This is a genomic window from Leptolyngbya sp. Heron Island J (assembly GCF_000482245.1).
Classification (GTDB): Bacteria; Cyanobacteriota; Cyanobacteriia; order Phormidesmidales; family Phormidesmidaceae; genus Leptothoe.
On sequence record NZ_AWNH01000022.1, the window covers coordinates 1 to 20,110 of the forward strand.

Below are 20,110 nucleotides of genomic sequence, written 5' to 3' on the forward strand. Positions count from 1 at the left end.
AGCAGCTTCCCAGATGGGGTAGAAGTGAAGACCGATAGCGTTGGAAGAAGGAATTACAGCACCAGAAATGATGTTGTTTCCGAGAATCAAAGAACCAGCAACGGGCTCACGGATACCGTCGATGTCAACGGGAGGAGCGGCGATGAAGGCGATTACGAAACAGGCAGTGGCAGCCAGCAGTGTGGGGATCATCAGCACGCCGAACCAACCTACATAGAGGCGGTTCTCAGTGCTAGTAACCCACTCACAAAACTGATCCCACAGATTAGCGCTTTGACGCTGCTGTAGAGTAGTTGTCATGATTTATGAATCCTATAAATATTGTCGAGGTACGACAGCAGGCGAATTCGCCTGCATGCATATATTAAAATAAATACCTACTTTTGTAAACTTCCTTATCTTGAGTTTTTCTTGAGGAATCGATTCCCAACGTCATTGCTTAAGATGTTTTCGGACAAGTGTTTATCTCTCAAAACCTTTTACAAAAAGGACTTAAGCTCTCAAAATCTAGGCTCCTTGGCCTTTGTAGACCGACCTGAGCTATCCTGAGTTGAGCTCAGGCACTCAGAATTTGGCCTCTAATATTTTTGAGTAAGCACTCATTTTTTATAACGATTAGCAAAGAGGTTGGCGACATTGAGCCTGCGCATCACCTATAGTCCGGCTTATACCCTGGTGCCAACCTATGAGTGTTTCAACCAGTGTAGTTACTGCAACTTCCGAGTCCAGCCAGGCTCTGACACATGGCTCAGTCTTGCTCAAGCAAGGGTTACCCTTAGAGAATTGAAGGCGATTGAAATACTAATTCTGAGTGGGGAAGTTCATCCTCACAGCTCTCGACGCGCTGATTGGTTAGAACATATATATGCGCTCTGCCAACTGGCACTTGCAGAAGGATTTTTACCCCATACCAACGCTGGACCTTTAGGGTTTGAGGAAATGGCTAAACTCAAGCAAGCCAATGTTTCTATGGGATTAATGCTAGAGCAGCTAACACCTACATTATTGGACAGCGTTCATCGCCGTGCCCCTAGTAAACAACCGGCAGTTAGGCTAGAACAGCTAACGTGGGCAGGACAGCTACAGATTCCGTTCACAACCGGATTACTTTTAGGAATTGGTGAAACTCAAGCTGATTGGGAAGAGACACTGATTGCGATCGCGAATCTCCATCACCAATACGGCCACATCCAAGAAGTTATTCTCCAACCCCATCAACCAGGAGAACGCCAGCAGCAGCTAGGCCAACCCTGCGATGACGCCATGCTGCTAGCCGCCGTCAAACTGGCACGTCAACGACTACCTGACGACGTTACCATCCAGATCCCCCCTAATTTAGTGCAGTCTTCGCAGACACTGATTGACTGCATAGAGTCCGGTGTCAGAGATTTAGGCGGTATTGGCCCCATTGATGAAGTCAACCCGACCTACCATCACCAAAGCCTGAAGTCCCTCACAGACTTATTGCAATCCAACGGCTATAGCCTGCAGCCACGACTGCCCATTTATCCGCAACACGATGACTGGCTCTCACCCCCACTCAAACAAAAAGTCCAATCGTGGAGAACACGACTGGACTCATGACAATTAACGAACGTGCGTCAGACCTAAATCCGTCCGCGCAGCATCTGGGCCATTTCATTTTGACGAGGAGACATTTCTAGGGCCGTTTCCTCTGTAATTCGCCCTGACTCATAGAGAGCGTAGAGAGACTGGTTCATATTGCACATGCCATCAAAGGTACATTTCGGCAGTAAAGCCTCCACTTCATCAAGCTGGCCGCGCTGGATATAGTCCTTAATGGCATCTGTATTGATCATGATTTCATGAAAGGCCGCACGTTTGCCGTCCGTAGTTCGGCATAACCCCTGAGCCACAACTGCCACTAGAGATTCAGCAATGGATATCCGCACAGCGCTCTGTTGTTCAGGCTCGTACATACCTAAAATACGTTCCACCGTTTTCACAGCGCTATTGGTGTGCAAGGTACCAAACACCAGGTGACCCGTTTGAGCAGCTTTTAAGGCAATATCTACGGTTTCGCGATCGCGAATCTCACCAATCAGAATGACATCAGGATCTTCACGCAAAGAAGCCTTGAGAGCATTCTTAAATTCCAAAGTATGAATGCCAACTTCACGCTGCTTTATCAAAGATGTCCGACTGCTATGCACAAACTCCACCGGATCCTCAATGGTGACGATGTTCTTGGGCATATCCGTATTGATATAGTCAATCATCGCCGCTAGCGATGTAGATTTACCCGACCCAGTAGGTCCCGTTACCAGCACTAAACCCTTGTGATAATGACAAATATCCTTTAGCACTACAGGCAAATTCAGCTGATCGATCGTCAAGATTTTGACCGGAATCAGACGCATGACCAGCGATGGCCCCCGCAAAGTATTAAAGATGTTAATCCGCACACGCGTAAAATCAAAGTGTGCAGCGCCATCAAAGTCCATGGTCTGCTTGAAATCCTGAATCTGATCTGGCTTCAGTACTTCAGAAAGCCAACTATAGAATATCGCTTCATCTGTCGCTGGATAATCTGTAGTCTCAATTTCCCCACGATTACGAAAACGAGGAACTTCGCCCACACCCAGATGAACATCAGAGAATCCTTTATCGAAGGCTTCACGAACAATGCGTTCTAGAGTTAATCCGCCTCCAACCCTGACACCACCAGCGGATTTTGGCATCGGTGGTGGTGTAGCTGTACGAGCCCCTGCAGCCCTACCCATTCCTGGCGGTGGGGGCGGCACAGCCCGCTTCGGCGGCGGCGGTGGAGCAGAGGGCATTGAGGAGGGGCGTTGCGAATCAGTCATAAAACACCAAAAGCCTTACATAACGACGGGCAACATCAAGGAAGCACGTCTGTGCCACTTTGTGAGTTGCAGACACACTTATCAATCATCCACAGCCTACCCAAAATTGCAACCTCAAATAGCAGACTCCAGCTACGGTCATCGCTCAAGCACACCAGCTCCTTAACTGTGCTACTCTTATCTAGCTGTAAAAAATTCACACACTTGGATATTTCGGGTGTTTTAGGATCGAGCCGCCCAATTTAGGGCTATAAGCTATTACTGAGATACGCACCAAGTGGAGGTTTAACCCGAAAGGAGAAAATTAAATGCCTGTTGTAACGTTGGCTCAACTGCTTGAGTCAGGGGTTCATTTTGGTCATCAGACCCGCCGCTGGAATCCCAAAATGGATCAGTACATCTTCACTGCTCGTAATGGTGTACATATTATTGATCTAGTCCAGACCGCCAAGCTACTAGACAGTGCTTACTCATTTGTGCGTAGCTCAGCTGAGAAAGGTCAGAAGTTTTTATTTGTTGGTACCAAGCGGCAAGCAGCTGGCATTGTAGCTGAAGAGGCGAAACGCTGCGGCTCTTATTACATTAACCAGCGGTGGCTGGGCGGCATGTTAACCAACTGGACCACCATCAAAACTCGTGTAGAGCGGCTGAAGGAATTAGAGCGCATGCAGGAGACAGGTGCTTTAGCTCTCCGGCCTAAGAAAGAGGCTGCAGTTTTACGGCGTGAGCTGGAGAAATTGCAGAAGTATCTGGGCGGTATCAAGCTGATGCGACGTCTGCCCGATGTTGTCATCATGGTTGACATTAAGCGTGAATACAACGCCGTACAGGAATGTCAAAAGCTGGGGATTCCCATCGTGTCACTATTAGACACAAATTGTGACCCCGATGTGGTCGATATCCCCATTCCAGGTAATGATGACGCGATCCGGTCGATCAAATTAATCCTGGGTAGTTTAGCGAATGCGATCTACGAAGGATCCCACGGTCAGGCACCTCAGGAGCAAGGTGATGAAGACGACATTTATGCTGACTATCCGAGTGCCGAAGAAGATTATGATTATAGTGAGGCCGATGTCTCCGCCACTGGAGATGCCTCTGAAGCAGATGAAGTAGTCGCAGCAGATGAAGTAGTCGCAGCAGATGAAGTAGTCTCTGCAGTAGAGAGCGAATAACGTGCTTTAGACTTTTATGTCTTGCATAAGCAGCTGATCCTGTTGTGGGATCAGCTGCTTATGCTTCAAGCAATAGTCTTGGCATTAGCAGAGTACTTGTTTGAACGTAAAACATTAGTGTAGGAGGAGATAATGGCAGGCATTTCTGCAAAACAAGTAAAGGAACTGCGTGACACAACAGGCGCAGGCATGATGGATTGTAAAAAAGCTCTCCAGGAATCAGAAGGCGACCTGCAGAAGGCTGTCGAATGGCTCCGCCAAAAAGGCATTACTTCAGCAGCCAAAAAAGAGGGCCGGATCGCAGCTGAAGGACTGGTTGAAAGCTATATCCACACGGGTGGTCGTGTTGGCGTGCTGGTAGAAATCAACTGCGAAACAGATTTTGTTGCCCGCCGTGATGAGTTCAAAACCTTAGCTCGCGACATTGCCATGCAGATCGCCGCTTGCCCCAATGTTGAAGTGGTCAGAAGCAGCGAAATCCCTGAAGCATCCATTGCCCGCGAACGCGAAATCGAAATGGGTCGTGAGGACTTGGCCAGCAAACCCGAAAATATTCGAGCCAAAATTGTAGATGGACGTATTCAAAAGGGCTTGAAGGAAAAGTCTTTGATGGATCAGCCATTTATTAAGGATCAGAATATCACTGTTGAAGAGTTGATTAAGCAATCGGTCGCGACCCTCGGTGAAAATATTCAAGTTCGCCGATTTTCTCGCTTCACCTTGGGTGAAGGTATTGAGAAAAAGGAAGAAAACTTCGCAGAAGAAGTAGCCGCTCAGACAGGTAAGAAAAAGGCAGAGAAACCCGCCGAGACAGAAGCACCTAAAGCTGAGAAAAAGCCAGCAGATAAGGCAGCGCCTAAAGCTGAGAAAAAGAAAAATACAAAGAAAAAGAAAAAGTAATCACTACCTTGAAAGGTAATGATTACTCTTCTTAACTTATAGGGCAGGCTCTTTTGGATGCCTGCCTTAGTTTTGAGGATGAGCGATTAAGAATGTCTACATGGGATATTCTCACCCATGAGGACATTTGTCATAGGTTCTATACTAGGATTTGCAGCTTAGCCTTCGGGCTATTGCCCTATTAAAATTCTGTCTAATATCCGCCGAATGGTTAATTCAAGTGGTCATATTGAACAGCAGCTCTCCAAACTTCAAACACAAACTGCTGATATCGCCACTGAGCTTGAAGCACTAGTTGATAAGTATTTGCGAGTTTTGAGTCAGGCTGGTAAACGGCAGTTGGTACTGGCGGCATATCATGTATGCACTCAGGTTTATCCTGAAAATTTTCTAGCCCTGAGTTTGTCTCAGCGTGATCGCCTACAGCAAAAGCTACGGGAATTAGGCAATCAGATTGAAGCACAGCTCAACGATAAGTGGGATACGGCAAAGCGTCTTAGCTTACAGCCAGCTGAGGAAGATGGTCTGGCAGTCATTCGACAGCTATTTTTAGAGGCAGCTTCGGCAAGGGAAACCCCTGAAGTGGAGAACGCTTCCCCTGAGCCTGAGCGCCAGCCTGCAGCCGAGGATACATCTACGGATAGTAGTGATGATGAGCAGTGGGCTACAAACACGACCTCCGAACAGCCCACAACAACAAAGAACTCTCAAGACAAATTATTGGCTGACATCCGTTCACTCATAGACAGTGAATCACTCAATGCAGTGAAATCAAGCCAAACGCCAATCGAACCCATGCAACCTGCGCAGCTAATGAGACGGCAAATTCTCATTGAAAAAGCAATTCGAGATGTGCTGAAAGTCATCTCAGAAAAAGCGAACGAAATTTTGCAAAAGGCAGATGTGATGCCAGAGATCCCCCAGGCGCTATTAACGGCTACTGCAGAGTCAGAGCGTTTTGGGCATATTCCGATGAAAACACCCAACTTGGTCAGACTGTCGATCAAGATATTGCACGAGCCCCACAAGGAACGGTTTGAGAAGAGTGATGAGCCATCTGAACTAGACTCTGATGTAGATGAAGATGATGAGGCTAAGTCAGAAGAATGGTCTGAGGCTGAACTCTCTGCGGCCATACTTACTGAGGATGATACTGCGGAAGATGAACATGATGGTGCAGACAACCGCGCCGAGGAGACTATATCAATGCCGCAATTCCTGCAGTTAGAGTCTCTGCCTGATTTTGTCATGATTCATTTACGGCTTTCAGAAATTGAATTTGCTGAGACTAATGTTGCCGTTTGGCGTAGTCGGATTCGTAAGAAAATGGCCCATCTTAAACAAATTGGGCATGCCTATAAGGATTCTGAACGACAGCTTGCGATCGCACAAGCCGAGGACGCCTGGAGAGCAAGCTGGACCAACGACTGATGGCCAATCAGCCTGACTGGCTCCGTCTGCAAAAAGCGCTCAGTGTCGAAGCTGAAGCAGGATTTAATGACCTACAAGGTCACCAAAAACGATTTAGCGAATTTTTGCGTGATAGCTTACGCAGCTCCCCCAGCAATCTTCCTCCCATCGACCAAGAACGCTGGCGGAGTCTATCTGAAGACTTTGATAAATACAGCGCCCTCAGTTTTGCCCAACGACAGCATCTGGTCGCTGACACCCGCAGGTTTTTACAACAAAGCCGCCAGCTACTGGATAAACCCAGTCCTAAAGTCGGTGAAAACACCCCGAAATCTAACCCGCTAGCCAAGACCAAATCCCTCATCGCTAAAGCTCCAAACTCAACGCGATCGGGCCACCCCCTGGAGCAGCCCATCACCTACCTCAAGGGCATGGGTCCCAAAAACAGCGAACGTTTAGCAAAATTAGGTCTGTACACCGTGCGGGATGTGCTCTACTACTATCCCCGCGACCATTTAGACTATGCCCGTCAGGTAAAAATTCGCGATCTCACGGCAGGTGATACGGTCACGATTGTGGGCACCGTACGGCGTTGCAATTGCTTTAATAGCCCCCGTAATGCCAAACTCACTATTTTTGAACTCAGCCTTTATGACGGTACTGGCACCCTCAAAATCAGCCGCTTCTTTGCCGGAACACGCTTTCGGAATCGCGGTTGGCAAGAACGTCAAAAACGACTCTATCCTGTCGGGTCAACAGTAGCCGCATCCGGCCTCGTCAAAAAAGGGAAATATGGCATCACCCTGGATGATCCCGACCTGGAAGTACTGGGAGATGCGCAAGCAGCAATTGACTCTGACACGGTGGGGCGTATAGTCCCTGTGTATCCTCTAACTGAAGGAGTGCCAGCATCTCTGGTGCGTAAAGCAGTTGTAGCAGCTCTGCCTGCCGCTGTAGAAATTCGCGATCCATTTCCCACCGCTCTGCGGGAACAACATGGGCTGACTCAGCTACCTATGGCCATCGCCCACATCCATTTTCCACCCGATAGTGAAGCTCTAGCGATAGCCCGTCGTCGTCTGGTCTTCGATGAGTTTTTCTATCTACAACTGGGGCTACTGTCCCGTCGCCAACAGCAACAGGCACAGACCAAAATTCATATGGCGCCCACAGGAGAACTGATCGAGCAGTTCTACCATTTGCTGCCATTTCAACTGACTGGGGCTCAGTCGCGAGTAGTGCAAGAAATTTTGGTGGACTTACAGCAATCGACACCGATGAATCGATTGGTCCAGGGTGATGTAGGCTCCGGTAAAACGGTGGTAGCTGTCGTGGCCATCCTCGCTGCCATTCAGGCTGGGTATCAAGCCGCGCTCATGGCACCGACTGAAGTTCTCGCCGAGCAGCACTATCGCAAATTAGTCGAGTGGTTTAATCTGCTGCACTTACCTGTGGAGTTGCTGACGGGCTCGACCAAAACAGCTAAACGTAGAGAAATTCATTCTCAATTAGCAACTAGGGAGCTGCCTATTTTAGTCGGAACCCACGCTCTGATTGAAGATCCGGTGAAATTTAGCCGTTTGGGCCTAGTCACTATTGATGAGCAGCACCGATTTGGGGTGGCACAACGAGCCAGATTACAGCAAAAAGGAGAAAATCCTCACGTTCTGACGCTGACAGCTACCCCCATACCTCGTACTCTGGCCCTGACGCTCCATGGAGATCTAGACGTTAGTCAAATTGATGAGTTACCGCCGGGGCGAAAGCCAATTCAAACAACGCTGCTGACGGGTCGCGATCGCAACCACGCCTATGATTTGATCCGTCGAGAAATCGCCCAGGGACGCCAGGTCTACATCGTTTTACCCCTGGTGGACGAATCTGAAAAGCTAGACCTGCGTTCTGCCATCGAAGAACATCAGCGCCTGAGTGAGGTTGTCTTCCCAGAGTTTCAAGTGGGGTTACTCCATGGCCGTATGACCTCTGCTGATAAAGATGCTGCCATTACCCAATTTCGCGATCGCCACACCCAAATTTTGGTATCCACAACGGTTGTAGAGGTGGGTGTGGATGTCCCTAACACCAGCGTCATGTTAATTGAGCACGCCGAACGCTTTGGTCTATCGCAGCTACATCAGCTAAGGGGACGTGTAGGCCGAGGGGCTGACCAGTCTTACTGTTTACTAATGAGCAGCAGCAAAAGCGAAACCGCGCTACAGCGGCTTAGGGTACTAGAACAATCCCAAGATGGTTTCTTTATTGCTGAAATGGATTTGCGCTTTCGCGGCCCCGGTGAAGTCATGGGTACCCGCCAATCGGGGCTGCCAGACTTTGCCCTGGCCAGCCTGGTTCACGATCAAGAGGTGTTAGAACTCGCTCGGACAGCCGCAGAGCAGTTAATTCAACAGGACTCGACTCTGGAACTATGGCCCTTGATCAAAAAAGAATTGAACCGACGCTACATCAAGCTGATGGGTGGGGCGATCTTTACCTAGTAGCTCGTCAAGTTTAGAAATTTGGGTGATTTGTTGACTACGACATGCTCAACACCGGAGAATCGACTTCTTCTGGACCTGAGTTGTATCAAATTCTGATACCTAAAGCCTGACGCCAATCGACCAAACTAAACTGTTTTATGGATCGCCCACATTGATATCGCCCAAATCTTTAAACTCGTGAGGAGCCTCTATGAACAAGCATATCTCGGTATTCGCTATCGTGGGTCTGTTGGGCTTCAGCAGTCTGAGTGAACGCCTGCCTTCTGTTGCCCAAACCCCAGCTGATGAAGAGGCTCCTCCGGCAGTAAACCTACCCTTCAACCCATCTACCGATAGGGCTACAACGATGCCTATCAACCTGATGCAGTCTAATAACCCGTACGGCAATGATCGCGTTGTAGTTGGTCCTGACGATAGAGAGCCAGTGCAAACTCAAGCATTTCCCTGGTCAGCCATTGGCCGCCTTGATTGGATATATGAAGGACAAACTTTTGCTTCCTGCACTGCCACACTCATTGGCACAGATCTAGTTCTGACCAATTCCCATTGTCTGCTAGTGCCGAATAGGGATTCTCAAGATGTTTTGGTGACGCCCGCAATCTATGCTGACATGCCGGCCAAACTGGTGTTTAAACCGAATCTGATTGCGGGCGTCACCGACGAGGAGGCTACGGTCACCACCTTTGTCACCGGCTGGACTCCAGAATCTGAGGCTCCAGCTGATGACTGGGCGCTAATGACAATTGACCAGCCTTTGGGAGCTGCCGACCGCTATGGTCATATGGGCTGGCGACAATTAAACTTCTCAGCGGCCGAGGTGCAAAGGGAACTATTTGAAGCTATCCAACTAGTTGGATATGCGGGGGATTTTCCTACCGACACCTTGCGAGAATTTGGCAATCCGACAGAAACGGCTGGCGTTGATCCAGCCTGCAGTGTTTTAGGAGAGATTACCACTGGAGCCCTGGTCGATACCCTAGCGCACGACTGCGATACGAATCCAGGTGCATCGGGCGGGCCAATTTTTGCCTACTTCACCGATACTGATACCTATGCCATTGTAGGACTTCACTCCCGCAGCATTCCTTTGGAAAGGGCAACCACTCTGCCAAATGGCGTCTCGACCGATGTGCTCAATGGGGGTGTGCTCGTTTCACGGTGGGCAAGTCAGGCCAGAAGTCTATTAAGCCAATAAATCGTCGGCAACTTAACATCAGTTAACTGGAATTTTGCCACGTCCCAGTGCCCGAACTTCTAGAAGGAATAGGAGTGTCATATAGGTTTAGAAGAACATCAACCTTGACATGGCAGATCCCAAAACTCAATTGGCGTAAGACCTTGCAAGAAAGACAAGCATAATCAGTCCCTGTTATCCGCAGGGACTAGCTTCCACTCTGGAAAAATGCAATTATGTCCTAACTTGCAAACTCCCCCTTTTGTTTAACTCTTTTGGCAATTCAGTTCTGTTGAGGTGATTGAATATGAGCATGCACTACTGCTTCTGGATTCGAATTGGATTGAAAGGGTCAGTAGGGTTGGGCTTGCTGGCATTAGCGTTACCAAGCCTGGCGAGCCAAGGCGATAACTCAGCGCTCCTGCCTCAGCAAGTGGCTGCAATAGCCACAACAGCTGTAGATAACCAAAGCCATTTTCTGCAGCTAGCTCAGATAGGCAACACTTCAGACGCTGATAGGTTATTCCAGCAGGGGATGCAACTTTACCGAGAAGGCAGTGTCGAATCCCTGTGGCAGGCCATTCAGGTGTGGCAGCAGGCTGATCAAGAGTACCAGCAGGCAGGTAACCAGGTTGGGCAAGCCAATACCCTAACTGGCATTGGCTTTATCTACTCGGACCTAGGGGATAAGCAACAAGCCCTGAGCTACTACAATCAGGCTCTACTCTTGTGGCGCGCCACAAGGGACCGCGCCGGAGAAGCCAATACCCTCAATAACATTGGCTTTGTCTACTCGGACCTAGGGGATAAGCAACAAGCCCTGGACTACTATAATCAGGCCCTACCCTTGTGGCGTGTCGAGGGGAACCAAGTCGGAGAAGCCACTACTCTCAATAACATTGGCACTGTTTACGATGACCTAGGGGATAAGCAACAAGCCCTGAATTACTATAATCAGGCCCTAACCTTGCGGCGCGACACAAGGGACCGCGCCGGAGAGGCCAGTACACTCAATAACATTGGCACTGTTTACGATGACCTAGGGGATAAGCAACAAGCCCTGAATTACTTCAATAAGGCTCTACTCTTGTGGCGCGCTATAAGTGACCGCGCCGGAGAAGCCAGTACCCTTAATAACATTGGCGCTGTTTACGATGACCTAGGGGATAAGCAACAAGCCCTGGATTACTACAATCAGGCCCTAACCTTAAGTCGGGCCGTAAGTGACCGCGCCGGAGAAGCCCGCACCCTCCACAACATTGGCCTTGTCCACAGGACTCTAGGGAAGCAGCAGCAAGCCTTAAACTATTACAACCAAGCACTGATCTTGATGCGGGCCGTGGGGAACTGGGCCGGGGCAGGAATTACCCTCAGCAACATTGGCGCTGTCTACAGTACTCTGAGGGAACCACAGCAAGCCCTAGATTACTACTATCAAGCCCTGCCTCTGATGCGGACCGCAGGTGACCGCGGTGGAGAAGCCAATACCCTCAACAACATTGGTTTCATCTATGATGGCTTTGGTGCTAAACAGCAAGCTCTAGACTCCTATAATCAGGCTCTGCTCTTGATGCGGGCTGTAGACGACCGCAGGGGAGAAGCTGTCACCCTCAATAACATTGGCGCTGTCTACCAGGACCTAAGGGATGAGCAACAAGCCCTGGGTTACCACAATCAGGCCCTAACGTTACGACGGGCGGTGGGAGACCGCAGGGGAGAAGCTGTCACTCTGAGAAATGTGGCTAGACTTCACCGTGAGCAAGGCAATTTGTCTCTGGCACTAGAGAATATTGACCAGGCAATTGACCTGATTGAAGAATTGCGGGCCACCTTCAGTAACGCTGAGCTGCAAACCACTTACTTCTCCACCGTCCAGGGCTACTACCAATTCAAAATCGACATCCTCATGGAGCTGGGGGAGACCGAAGCCGCCTTCAACACCAGCGAAGCCGCCCGCGCTCGCACCCTGCTGGAACTACTCAACGAAGCGCAAGTCAATATTCGTCAGGGGGTAGAGCCCACACTGCTGGAGGAAGAACAGGCCTTGCAACGACAGCTGCAAAATCTCGAAAGTCGTCGAGTCGCCCTGGTGAAGCAAGACTACACCGAGACCGACCTCCAGGCACTAGATCAAGAAAGCGATGCGGTGTTGCAAAAACTGGAGCAAAAACTAGCTCAAATTCGCCAGGTCAGCCCCGCTTACGCCGAACTAAAAGCCCCCAAACCCCTCACACTGGATGAGATTCGGCAACAGGTCCTCGACTCAGACACCGTGCTGCTCCAGTATGCCTTGGGGAATGATCAGAGCTATCTATGGATAATCGGCACCGGGGCCGATGAATTTGAAACCTATATCCTCCCTGGACGGGACGAGCTGACCGCTAACAATGGTGTGGCCAAGCGTTTCAGAAAGGCCGTCAGTACTCCAGGGGCCATCGGCCTAGGCAGAAGAGTCAAGCAATCGGGCAAAGCGTTGCAGGCCGTCATCCTGCCAGAACGGCCTGAGTGGATGGCTGGTAAGCGTCTGCTGATTGCCGGTGATGGCATTCTCAATCAGATCCCCTTCGCTGCCTTGCCGGTGCCCAACCGCAGCGACTACACTCCGCTGCTAAGGGAACATGAAATACTCAGCCAGCCCTCGGCTTCCGCGATCGCTATTCTGCGGCAGGAACTGGGGGACCGCCCCCCAGCACCGAAAGCACTGGCCGTATTGGCCGACCCCATCTACTCAACTGAGGATGCGCGATTGACGGGGGAGGTCATCGCCGAAACACCTCCGACAACTGACAACGTGCCGGTGCTGGTAGCCAGTAACCTCCGCTCTCTAGCGTTAGATAACGTCCAGCGGCTACCTCATACGCGGCAAGAGGCAGACCGCATCCTCGCCCTGGTGCCTGATGAGGCTGACACTAATGCGGTCTTTGACCTCAGTGCCGACTACAACTGGGCAACGAACCCTGAGCTAGAGCAGTACCGCATGGTGCATCTGGCCACTCACGGCTTTGTCAATGAAGTCAACCCACAACTATCGGGGCTGGTGCTAGCGATGGTGAATGGCAACGGCGAGACTCGCAACGATAGCTTTTTGCGCCTGCATGACATCTTTAATCTCAGACTCAATGCCGAACTGGTGGTGCTCAGTGCTTGCCAGACGGGACGCGGGACTGAGGTTAGTGGGGAAGGTATTGTCGGCATTTCCAGGGGCTTTATGTATGCCGGCGCAGAGCGACTACTCGTATCTCTTTGGAATATCGATGACGAAAAAACCGCTGAGCTCATGGAAAAGGTCTACCGCTACATACTCGAAGACAGTCTATCCCCAGCGGCGGCGTTGCAGGCCGCTCAGCGTGACATGCTCAACGCCGAAGAATCCCCCTTCTTCTGGGCAGCTTTTACTCCGCAAGGGGAATGGCAGTAAGTCGTATAAGCTTTTCCTTCAGAAGGAACACATAGCTCAATTCTGCAACGGACACCGTGTTTCGACTTCGCCAACAGTATCCGTTACCTCCCTGCAAATAGGGTCAGTAAAGCTGACGTGCCTAGCATGCCAGCGGCTAGACCAACTCCTAACCACAGACCGAAAGGGAGAACCACTGACCGAAATGCAAGAAACTGCAGTGAAACAGGGGTAGCATTCTGTACAGAAAGGATAGCGATCGCAACCACTAAACAGGCTGGAATCAGAACAAGTAGAAACTTAGCCATAGGTTTGCTGGGCTCACCACTAATACAGATTTAAATCAAAGCTATATTAGCTGAACCTTTTGCTTCAGGTTTAAAGCAATCAAGCCTCTACTCAAAGGCAGAGGCTTAATCACTTTTATATTTTCAGTATAGAAAACGTCCGTATAAGGTTGCCAAACATTCCCTAAATGGGCACATCTAGCTAATAGGTAGGTTTCTGTATAAGTTGTTCGTATGAACTGTGCCTAAACTAACCTACGGTTTTTAGAACGTCCATAAAAGCTGCGTAAGCATACTTAAAGAAATATTAAAGTGCGCTCAACAGGTACCGAGTTTGCCAAATTCAGATTTGGTGTCATTGGTAATGGTTAACTCAAGTCACATAGACCAAAAAGGCGTCGAGACTAGTCTCGACGCCTTTTTGGATTAGATGGTTCTGTATAAGGAAACTGCTAAAAAGTCAGTCTAAATAGAGATTAGATTTAAGCTGCAAACGCAGTAGTCATAAACGTTCTTTCGAACTAAACATAGACTACCCCAGACACTTAAACAATGAACATAAACACCGAGTGAACTTCAATAAATCTGTATTGAAGTAACCTCCAAGTCATAGGATTCATCAGGCTTTAGGAAATTTCTGTAGAGCTAAAATCTTACGTATTGGGCCCTATTGATGCTGACGGGTCATTTCCAAATAAATATGCTCCAAGGTCACTGGACTACGGGCAATCGAATCGATAGGAATACCATCAAATTTATCGAGTAACTCCTTGAGTTCTAATCGCTGTGGAATCCAAAAGGCCAGCTGCCCAGCATACCGGCGCATAGTGAATCCATGGCTATTTGCCCTGGTAATGGCTGCCGCCTCATCTGTTGTCTGGAGCGTGACGACTTCCTGAGCCGGGATCCGCATTCGTAATTCTGGCAAGTTACCTTGAGCTAATAACTGCCCCTGCTTAAGAAAACCGATGCGATCGCACAGCCGTTCCGCCTCATCCAGCAGATGGGTAGTCAACAACACCGTTACCCCTTGTTGTTTGAGCTGGCGAATCAGTTCCCATACCTCGTATCGAGCTTCAATATCTAATCCTGTGGTAGGTTCATCTAGCACCACCAGCTTTGGCTGATGTACCATAGCCACTGCCATACTTAGCCGCCGTTGCATCCCACCGCTGAGCGCCCCAACCACAGACTGAGCACGGTCTTGCAGGTTTACCGCTTTGAGACAGGTTTGGATACGTTGCGATCTCAGCGATGACGACACGCCATAGATTTTGGCAAAAAATGCCAGGTTCTCACCGCAGGTCAAACTTTGATACAGCAAATTTTGCTGCGGCATCACGCCTAAATAAGTCTTGGTAGTCTTCGAAGCAGACTGACCAGCAATCAAAACCTGACCACTATCAGGTCGCAGTAAGCCACTCAGCAAATTAATAGTCGTAGTTTTTCCAGCCCCATTCGGACCCAACAGGCCGTATACCTCGCCGGGCAATAACTTGAGGGTGAGCTTCGTCAACGCCCGCCGTTGACCGAAAGCTTTTGATAAGTCTTGAATATCAAGCACACAGCCCAAATCTTGGATAACCCTACGAGGGTATGGCATTAATACCTTTAACGTAAAGTCCAAGACAGATACGAACACAAGTGATAAGATGAACCACGGTTCCTGACTAATGTATTTAGCATCAAGGGCATGTAGCTCAGCTGGATAGAGCACCAGATTCCGGTTCTGGCGGTCGGGGGTTCGAATCCCTCCATGCTCGTTTAATTCTTTTAATTGTTAGAGCACAGTAACACGATCGACACTGGCATTTTGCTAGCCAGTGTCTCCAGTAGAAACAATCTCAGAAATACAGCACAAATAAAAAATACTTAAATTTGAAGAGGCTGTAGCCCATAGCCTATATCCTTAATTTCAATAAAGGCATATGCTATGTACCGTTTGGTTGACAGATGTTCAAGCTCATATGCTATTTGAAAATAAAAATTTAAAATATTGTTCACGTAGATAAATAACAAGTTTTCAAAAAATGCAATAAATTAATCACATTGCGTAATACTTGTCTCGGTTTTGGCTGCACGCTTTCTGGTTGGAATTTATACGACTCAAGCCTCTATGGCTGAGTCTCTCAAAAAAACGCTAGCTCACAGTCCATTTGCTATCAGTTGGAGCAGAACACAAACAGAGTTTGTGCAGTGGACCATTAGCAATCGTCATCGGATTGATTGTTTGGTCGTTCAACCTGCTAACGATAGCTCGGAATTGCTCAATGAGCTGTGGGAGCGTGATATTTTGCTGCCAACTTTAGTTATATCGTCTCAGAGTGAACGAACTACCGCCGCTGAGTATTACGATGCAGTTATTCAGGTTACCCCAGCAGAACTAGATACGATTGAAAGTAAGGTTCACGAAGCAATCAATCAGTTTTTGCAACTGCCAGCCAGCCAAAATACCTTGATTGATAATGCAAGTACTTCAACGGATACTCGTGATAACCGTGTCTTTCTATTAAGTCTGCAGCAGCAGCGCTTGACTGAAAAATTACAAGAACGCTTAGGTTATTTGGGCGTGTACTACAAGCGAAATTCTCAAAATTTTGTACGCAACATGACCGTGGAGGAGCGTCATGAGTTCTTAGACCAGCTGCGTCAAGACTATCGCCAAATCATCCTGAGCTATTTTTCATCCGACGATAAGACCCTGAATCAGCGTATTGACGACTATGTGAATTTAGCTTTCTTTGCGGATGTCTCCATCTCCAAGGTTGTCGAAATTCATATGGAACTGATGGATAATTTTTCGAAGCAGCTCCATATGGAGGGTCGTAGCGAAGAAATTTTGCTGGACTATCGTCTGACGTTGATTGACGTGCTAGCTCATTTATGTGAAATGTATCGTCGGTCTATTCCCCGTGAAATTTAGTTATAGCATTCAACACTTCCCAGATAAATCTGTGGGCCTTCATGCTTCACAGTCGCCACACTTTCGGGAGCCTTCCAATGGCCTATAAAAAGACTTACATCTTAAAACTCTACGTTGCTGGAAACACACCTAACTCAACTCGCGCCTTGAGAATGCTCAATACCATATTGGAAGAAGAATTTCAGGGGGTTTATGCGCTTAAGGTGATTGACGTTTTACAAAATCCGCAGCTGGCTGAAGAAGACAAGATACTAGCAACACCTACCCTGGCAAAAATTTTGCCGCCTCCCGTCCGTAAAATCATCGGCGATCTGTCTGACCGTGAACGTGTTCTGATTGGGCTAGACTTGCTCTATGATGAGCTGAGAGAAGATGATTAGCTCCCTTATTAAATTCGCATAGCGTTTGACAGATTACACAAACTTGAGCTTCGGGATCATGGCATTGTGTCTTGGCATCCTGACGATACTTTACGCAGAATTAGCTGTAGTGCTTGCTCTCGACAACTTAACCTGTTGAAATATTAGTTATGTTATTTCCTCTCGTTGTATTTTTTTACAGGTCAATTTACTAAGCCATGACTCAGTCTTCTCAAGGTAAAGTCCCCTCGAATAGTACCTTGACGGGCGTTAAGAAAATTCGCACCATGATGGAAGGCTTTGATGACATTAGTCATGGAGGTCTACCGGCTGGCCGTTCCACCCTTGTAAGTGGCACCTCAGGTACTGGTAAAACCCTGATCGCTGTTCAGTTTCTATACAAAGGCATTACAGATTTTGATGAACCTGGTGTCTTTGTTACCTTTGAAGAGTCTCCGGCTGACATTATTCAAAATGCCTGCAGTTTTGGTTGGGACCTACAGAAATTAATTGACGACGGCAAGCTATTTATATTGGATGCATCTCCCGATCCCGAGGGGCAGGAAATAGTCGGTAATTTTGATCTTTCTGCTCTGATTGAGCGCATTCAGTATGCCATTCGCAAATATAAGGCTCGACGGGTATCAATTGACTCGGTGACGGCTGTTTTTCAGCAATATGATGCAGCTGGTGTGGTCCGGCGCGAGATTTTTCGCCTGGTAGCCCGACTGAAGCAAATGGGCGTAACCACACTGATGTCAACCGAACGAATAGATGAATACGGTCCCGTCGCTCGCTTTGGGGTAGAAGAATTCGTATCAGATAACGTGGTGATCGTTCGCAATGTGCTCGAAGGGGAACGTCGTCGCCGCACTATCGAAATTCTGAAGCTGCGGGGCACCACCCATATGAAAGGGGAGTATCCCTTTACGATTACCCAGGACGGCATCAATATTTTTCCACTGGGGGCGATGCGCCTTACTCAGCGTTCATCCAATGTCCGTGTGTCTTCTGGGGTAGAAACATTGGATAAAATGTGTGGGGGCGGCTTCTTCAAGGATTCGATTATTCTGGCAACTGGGGCAACGGGTACGGGTAAAACCCTATTGGTTAGCAAGTTTATCGAAAATGGCTGTCAAGCAAATGAGCGGGCGATCCTCTTTGCCTATGAGGAATCCAGGGCCCAACTCTCGCGAAACGCTTATTCTTGGGGAATTGATTTTGAGGAACTGGAGCGAGCTGGACTGCTCAAGATTATTTGTGCTTATCCCGAGTCTGCAGGCCTAGAGGACCATCTCCAAATTATTAAGTCTGAGATTGCCCACTTTAAGCCGTCCCGGATTGCGATTGACTCTCTTTCGGCATTAGATCGCGGGGTGAGCAATAATTCTTTCCGTCAGTTTGTCATTGGTGTGACTGGCTATGCCAAGCAGGAAGAAATCACAGGTTTCTTTACCAATACGACTGAACAGTTTATGGGCTCCCATTCAATCACGGACTCCCATATTTCCACAATTACAGACACTATTTTAATGTTGCAATATGTGGAAATTCGCGGTGAGATGTCACGAGCAATCAACGTCTTTAAGATGCGGGGTTCATGGCATGACAAAGCCATTCGGGAATACACAATTAGCGCCAATGGCCCAGAAATCAAGGACTCTTTCCGTAATCTTGAGCGGATCATCAGCGGCTCACCGACTCGGGTATCGGTGGATGAGAAAAGTGAACTATCTCGCATTATGAAAGGTGTACAGCCTAGCGATCCGGAATAAGAAATCTGGGGACTGGCAACGGCAAGGATACTAGGGTTTCATGCCGGTTATCACCAGTTGCTCGTTCAAAATTTCGATATTGTCCAGGGTCAGTCCTTGCTGATTCAGCAGATCATTGAGCCGTTGCTCTATTTCATGGGTTGAAAACCCTAGCTGTTCGGCTACATCAGCTAGGGGAAGAGTAAACTGCCCTATTCTCAGCCCCAGGTCTTGATCTAAGCTAATTTGACCATCCTGCACTTGGGGACGGGCGATGACGCCGATATAAATGTCGCGGTTGGTTAACATGGGCACGGCTTGCATAAGCTGATCTAAACCTGCTTGCAGTTCATCCGATAATCCGTCCCGAGGCAGTTCTGCCAGGTTTAGTACGGCTCCTGTTTCGATGCGATCGCCTTTGAGAATAGTCTGTAACGATTGTGCATTAGCCAAAAGTTGAGCCGCCTGGGGTTGACTCAAGAGAGCATCATTGACTAGCTGGCTTAACTGAAGTTGGTCCAGAGTCAAGCTAATCTGACCCTTTTCACCAACAATGCTAGACAGCGGCTGGTTAATAGACAGCTCACTGGAGCCATGATTTAAAGGGGACGACTGCGCATCAGCCTCTGATGAAGGGCTGTTGCTTGTACTGGCAACAGCTCGCTCAGCCGCTGCTGGTGCAACCACTATTCTGTCTGTCTGTCTGGCACTAGAGCCATTGGTAACGCTGTGCCAGCCATAGGCAAAACTGCCACCAGCCACGGCTGAGAAAACCATCAGACCGATTAATAATGCTGCTTTTTTCATGGTGTGGTGTGCCTGCCTACACTGAAATCTTTCACAGTTTAACGCTTCCATCAGCCCACAAAACTAGGCTGAAGTTCTTTGAAACTCATTGTCCGCAAGCCATTACTATGGGAAGCAAATTGCTTAGCCCTTCACCCCTAATTTTTGATTTGAATGCCGGTACCTACATCTAGCCCCGCGTTAGTTTCTCAACTGCTGCTCACCCTGCCAAAAACACTGCCACCGTTTTGGACTCAACTAAAGCGACTGCTCCTAGGCTATCTAATGTGTTCTTTAATAGTCAGCCTATGGATGAGCAGTATCCCTGTTGCTTGGGCAGATACCTCAGTTGAACTATTTGAGGTAAATTGTGCCGGCTGTCATCCGAATGGAGCCAATATTATCCGTCGCAGCAAAAATTTAAAGCAAAAGGCTCTCAAGCGTTATGGCTATGACTCTGTGGATGAGATCGCAACCCTCATCACTAATGGGAAAGGTCTTATGAGCGCTTACGGTGATCGACTTAGTGAAGATGAAGTTACTCGTCTGGCAAACTATGTCTTAGAGCAAGCGGCAGTTAACTGGAAACCAACAAAGTAATCTAAATATTGACAGGCTA

15 protein-coding genes, 1 tRNA gene and 1 pseudogene are annotated in these 20,110 nt (G+C 48.5%); 12 read left to right on the top strand and 5 right to left on the bottom strand.

Annotated elements, in window-relative coordinates:
• Positions 1 to 300 (bottom strand): annotated as a pseudogene (locus N836_RS0137405) (photosystem II q(b) protein); the annotation flags it as partial.
• A gap of 327 nt (positions 301 to 627) precedes the next feature.
• Between N836_RS0137405 and cofG the strand changes: the two are divergent.
• Complete coding sequence (gene cofG / locus N836_RS46790) at positions 628 to 1,584, top strand: 7,8-didemethyl-8-hydroxy-5-deazariboflavin synthase subunit CofG (RefSeq protein WP_023071587.1); 957 nt, start codon at positions 628 to 630, stop codon at positions 1,582 to 1,584.
• Between the two features lie 23 nt (positions 1,585 to 1,607).
• Here the strand turns inward: cofG and N836_RS46795 are convergent, their stop codons facing one another.
• The gene (locus N836_RS46795) at positions 1,608 to 2,828 is read right to left on the bottom strand and encodes a type IV pilus twitching motility protein PilT (protein ID WP_031292016.1); all 1,221 of its coding nucleotides are present in this window, start codon (positions 2,826 to 2,828) and stop codon (positions 1,608 to 1,610) included.
• 308 nt (positions 2,829 to 3,136) lie between these two features.
• Between N836_RS46795 and rpsB the strand changes: the two genes are divergently transcribed.
• From rpsB to N836_RS46825, 6 genes are all read left to right on the top strand, one after another.
• Positions 3,137 to 4,003 (top strand): 30S ribosomal protein S2, encoded by an 867-nt coding sequence (gene rpsB, locus N836_RS46800; RefSeq protein ID WP_023071589.1) that lies wholly within the window; start codon positions 3,137 to 3,139, stop codon positions 4,001 to 4,003.
• 132 nt (positions 4,004 to 4,135) lie between these two features.
• Complete coding sequence (tsf, locus tag N836_RS46805; protein WP_023071590.1) at positions 4,136 to 4,903, top strand: translation elongation factor Ts; 768 nt, start codon at positions 4,136 to 4,138, stop codon at positions 4,901 to 4,903.
• Positions 4,904 to 5,110: 207 nt separating this feature from the next.
• On the top strand, positions 5,111 to 6,334 hold the full coding sequence (locus tag N836_RS46810) for a hypothetical protein (RefSeq protein ID WP_023071591.1): 1,224 nt from the start codon (positions 5,111 to 5,113) through the stop codon (positions 6,332 to 6,334).
• A complete protein-coding gene (gene recG / locus N836_RS46815) occupies positions 6,334 to 8,808 on the top strand; it encodes an ATP-dependent DNA helicase RecG (protein WP_023071592.1) in 2,475 nt (824 codons plus the stop codon). Before N836_RS46810 ends, recG begins: the two co-directional genes overlap by 1 nt.
• A 193-nt stretch (positions 8,809 to 9,001) precedes the next feature.
• On the top strand, positions 9,002 to 10,006 hold the full coding sequence (locus N836_RS46820) for a trypsin-like serine peptidase (RefSeq protein WP_023071593.1): 1,005 nt from the start codon (positions 9,002 to 9,004) through the stop codon (positions 10,004 to 10,006).
• 286 nt (positions 10,007 to 10,292) lie between these two features.
• Positions 10,293 to 13,403 (top strand): CHAT domain-containing tetratricopeptide repeat protein, encoded by a 3,111-nt coding sequence (locus tag N836_RS46825; RefSeq protein ID WP_023071594.1) that lies wholly within the window; start codon positions 10,293 to 10,295, stop codon positions 13,401 to 13,403.
• Between the two features lie 83 nt (positions 13,404 to 13,486).
• Here the strand turns inward: N836_RS46825 and N836_RS46830 are convergent, their stop codons facing one another.
• A complete protein-coding gene (locus N836_RS46830) occupies positions 13,487 to 13,690 on the bottom strand; it encodes a hypothetical protein (RefSeq protein WP_023071595.1) in 204 nt (67 codons plus the stop codon).
• 646 nt (positions 13,691 to 14,336) lie between these two features.
• The gene (locus N836_RS0137410) at positions 14,337 to 15,272 is read right to left on the bottom strand and encodes an ABC transporter ATP-binding protein (RefSeq protein ID WP_235071051.1); all 936 of its coding nucleotides are present in this window, start codon (positions 15,270 to 15,272) and stop codon (positions 14,337 to 14,339) included.
• 86 nt (positions 15,273 to 15,358) lie between these two features.
• Between N836_RS0137410 and N836_RS46835 the strand changes: the two genes are divergently transcribed.
• From N836_RS46835 to kaiC, 4 genes are all read left to right on the top strand, one after another.
• Positions 15,359 to 15,432 (top strand) — tRNA-Arg (locus N836_RS46835).
• A 308-nt stretch (positions 15,433 to 15,740) separates the two neighbouring features.
• The gene (locus N836_RS46840) at positions 15,741 to 16,592 is read left to right on the top strand and encodes a circadian clock protein KaiA (RefSeq protein WP_031292021.1); all 852 of its coding nucleotides are present in this window, start codon (positions 15,741 to 15,743) and stop codon (positions 16,590 to 16,592) included.
• Between the two features lie 77 nt (positions 16,593 to 16,669).
• The gene (kaiB, locus tag N836_RS0137415; protein WP_031292023.1) at positions 16,670 to 16,972 is read left to right on the top strand and encodes a circadian clock protein KaiB; all 303 of its coding nucleotides are present in this window, start codon (positions 16,670 to 16,672) and stop codon (positions 16,970 to 16,972) included.
• A 197-nt stretch (positions 16,973 to 17,169) separates the two neighbouring features.
• Complete coding sequence (kaiC, locus tag N836_RS46845) at positions 17,170 to 18,726, top strand: circadian clock protein KaiC (RefSeq protein ID WP_023071598.1); 1,557 nt, start codon at positions 17,170 to 17,172, stop codon at positions 18,724 to 18,726.
• Between the two features lie 30 nt (positions 18,727 to 18,756).
• Here the strand turns inward: kaiC and N836_RS46850 are convergent, their stop codons facing one another.
• Complete coding sequence (locus N836_RS46850) at positions 18,757 to 19,512, bottom strand: hypothetical protein (RefSeq protein WP_023071599.1); 756 nt, start codon at positions 19,510 to 19,512, stop codon at positions 18,757 to 18,759.
• A 153-nt stretch (positions 19,513 to 19,665) separates the two neighbouring features.
• On the opposite strand from N836_RS46850, the gene N836_RS46855 reads away from it, so the two are divergent.
• On the top strand, positions 19,666 to 20,091 hold the full coding sequence (locus tag N836_RS46855; RefSeq protein ID WP_023071600.1) for a c-type cytochrome: 426 nt from the start codon (positions 19,666 to 19,668) through the stop codon (positions 20,089 to 20,091).
• The last annotated feature ends 19 nt before the right edge of the window (positions 20,092 to 20,110 follow it).

Coding starts and splice junctions, on each gene's coding strand:
- rpsB (WP_023071589.1), top strand. CDS start 3,137: ATGCCTGTTGTAACGTTGGCTCAACTGCTTGAGTCAGGGGTTCATTTT.
- N836_RS46825 (WP_023071594.1), top strand. CDS start 10,293: ATGAGCATGCACTACTGCTTCTGGATTCGAATTGGATTGAAAGGGTCA.
- kaiB (WP_031292023.1), top strand. CDS start 16,670: ATGGCCTATAAAAAGACTTACATCTTAAAACTCTACGTTGCTGGAAAC.
- kaiC (WP_023071598.1), top strand. CDS start 17,170: ATGACTCAGTCTTCTCAAGGTAAAGTCCCCTCGAATAGTACCTTGACG.
- N836_RS46855 (WP_023071600.1), top strand. CDS start 19,666: ATGCCGGTACCTACATCTAGCCCCGCGTTAGTTTCTCAACTGCTGCTC.
- tsf (WP_023071590.1), top strand. CDS start 4,136: ATGGCAGGCATTTCTGCAAAACAAGTAAAGGAACTGCGTGACACAACA.
- N836_RS46830 (WP_023071595.1), bottom strand. CDS start 13,690: ATGGCTAAGTTTCTACTTGTTCTGATTCCAGCCTGTTTAGTGGTTGCG.
- recG (WP_023071592.1), top strand. CDS start 6,334: ATGGCCAATCAGCCTGACTGGCTCCGTCTGCAAAAAGCGCTCAGTGTC.
- N836_RS46820 (WP_023071593.1), top strand. CDS start 9,002: ATGAACAAGCATATCTCGGTATTCGCTATCGTGGGTCTGTTGGGCTTC.
- N836_RS0137410 (WP_235071051.1), bottom strand. CDS start 15,272: ATGCCATACCCTCGTAGGGTTATCCAAGATTTGGGCTGTGTGCTTGAT.
- N836_RS46810 (WP_023071591.1), top strand. CDS start 5,111: ATGGTTAATTCAAGTGGTCATATTGAACAGCAGCTCTCCAAACTTCAA.
- N836_RS46850 (WP_023071599.1), bottom strand. CDS start 19,512: ATGAAAAAAGCAGCATTATTAATCGGTCTGATGGTTTTCTCAGCCGTG.
- N836_RS46795 (WP_031292016.1), bottom strand. CDS start 2,828: ATGACTGATTCGCAACGCCCCTCCTCAATGCCCTCTGCTCCACCGCCG.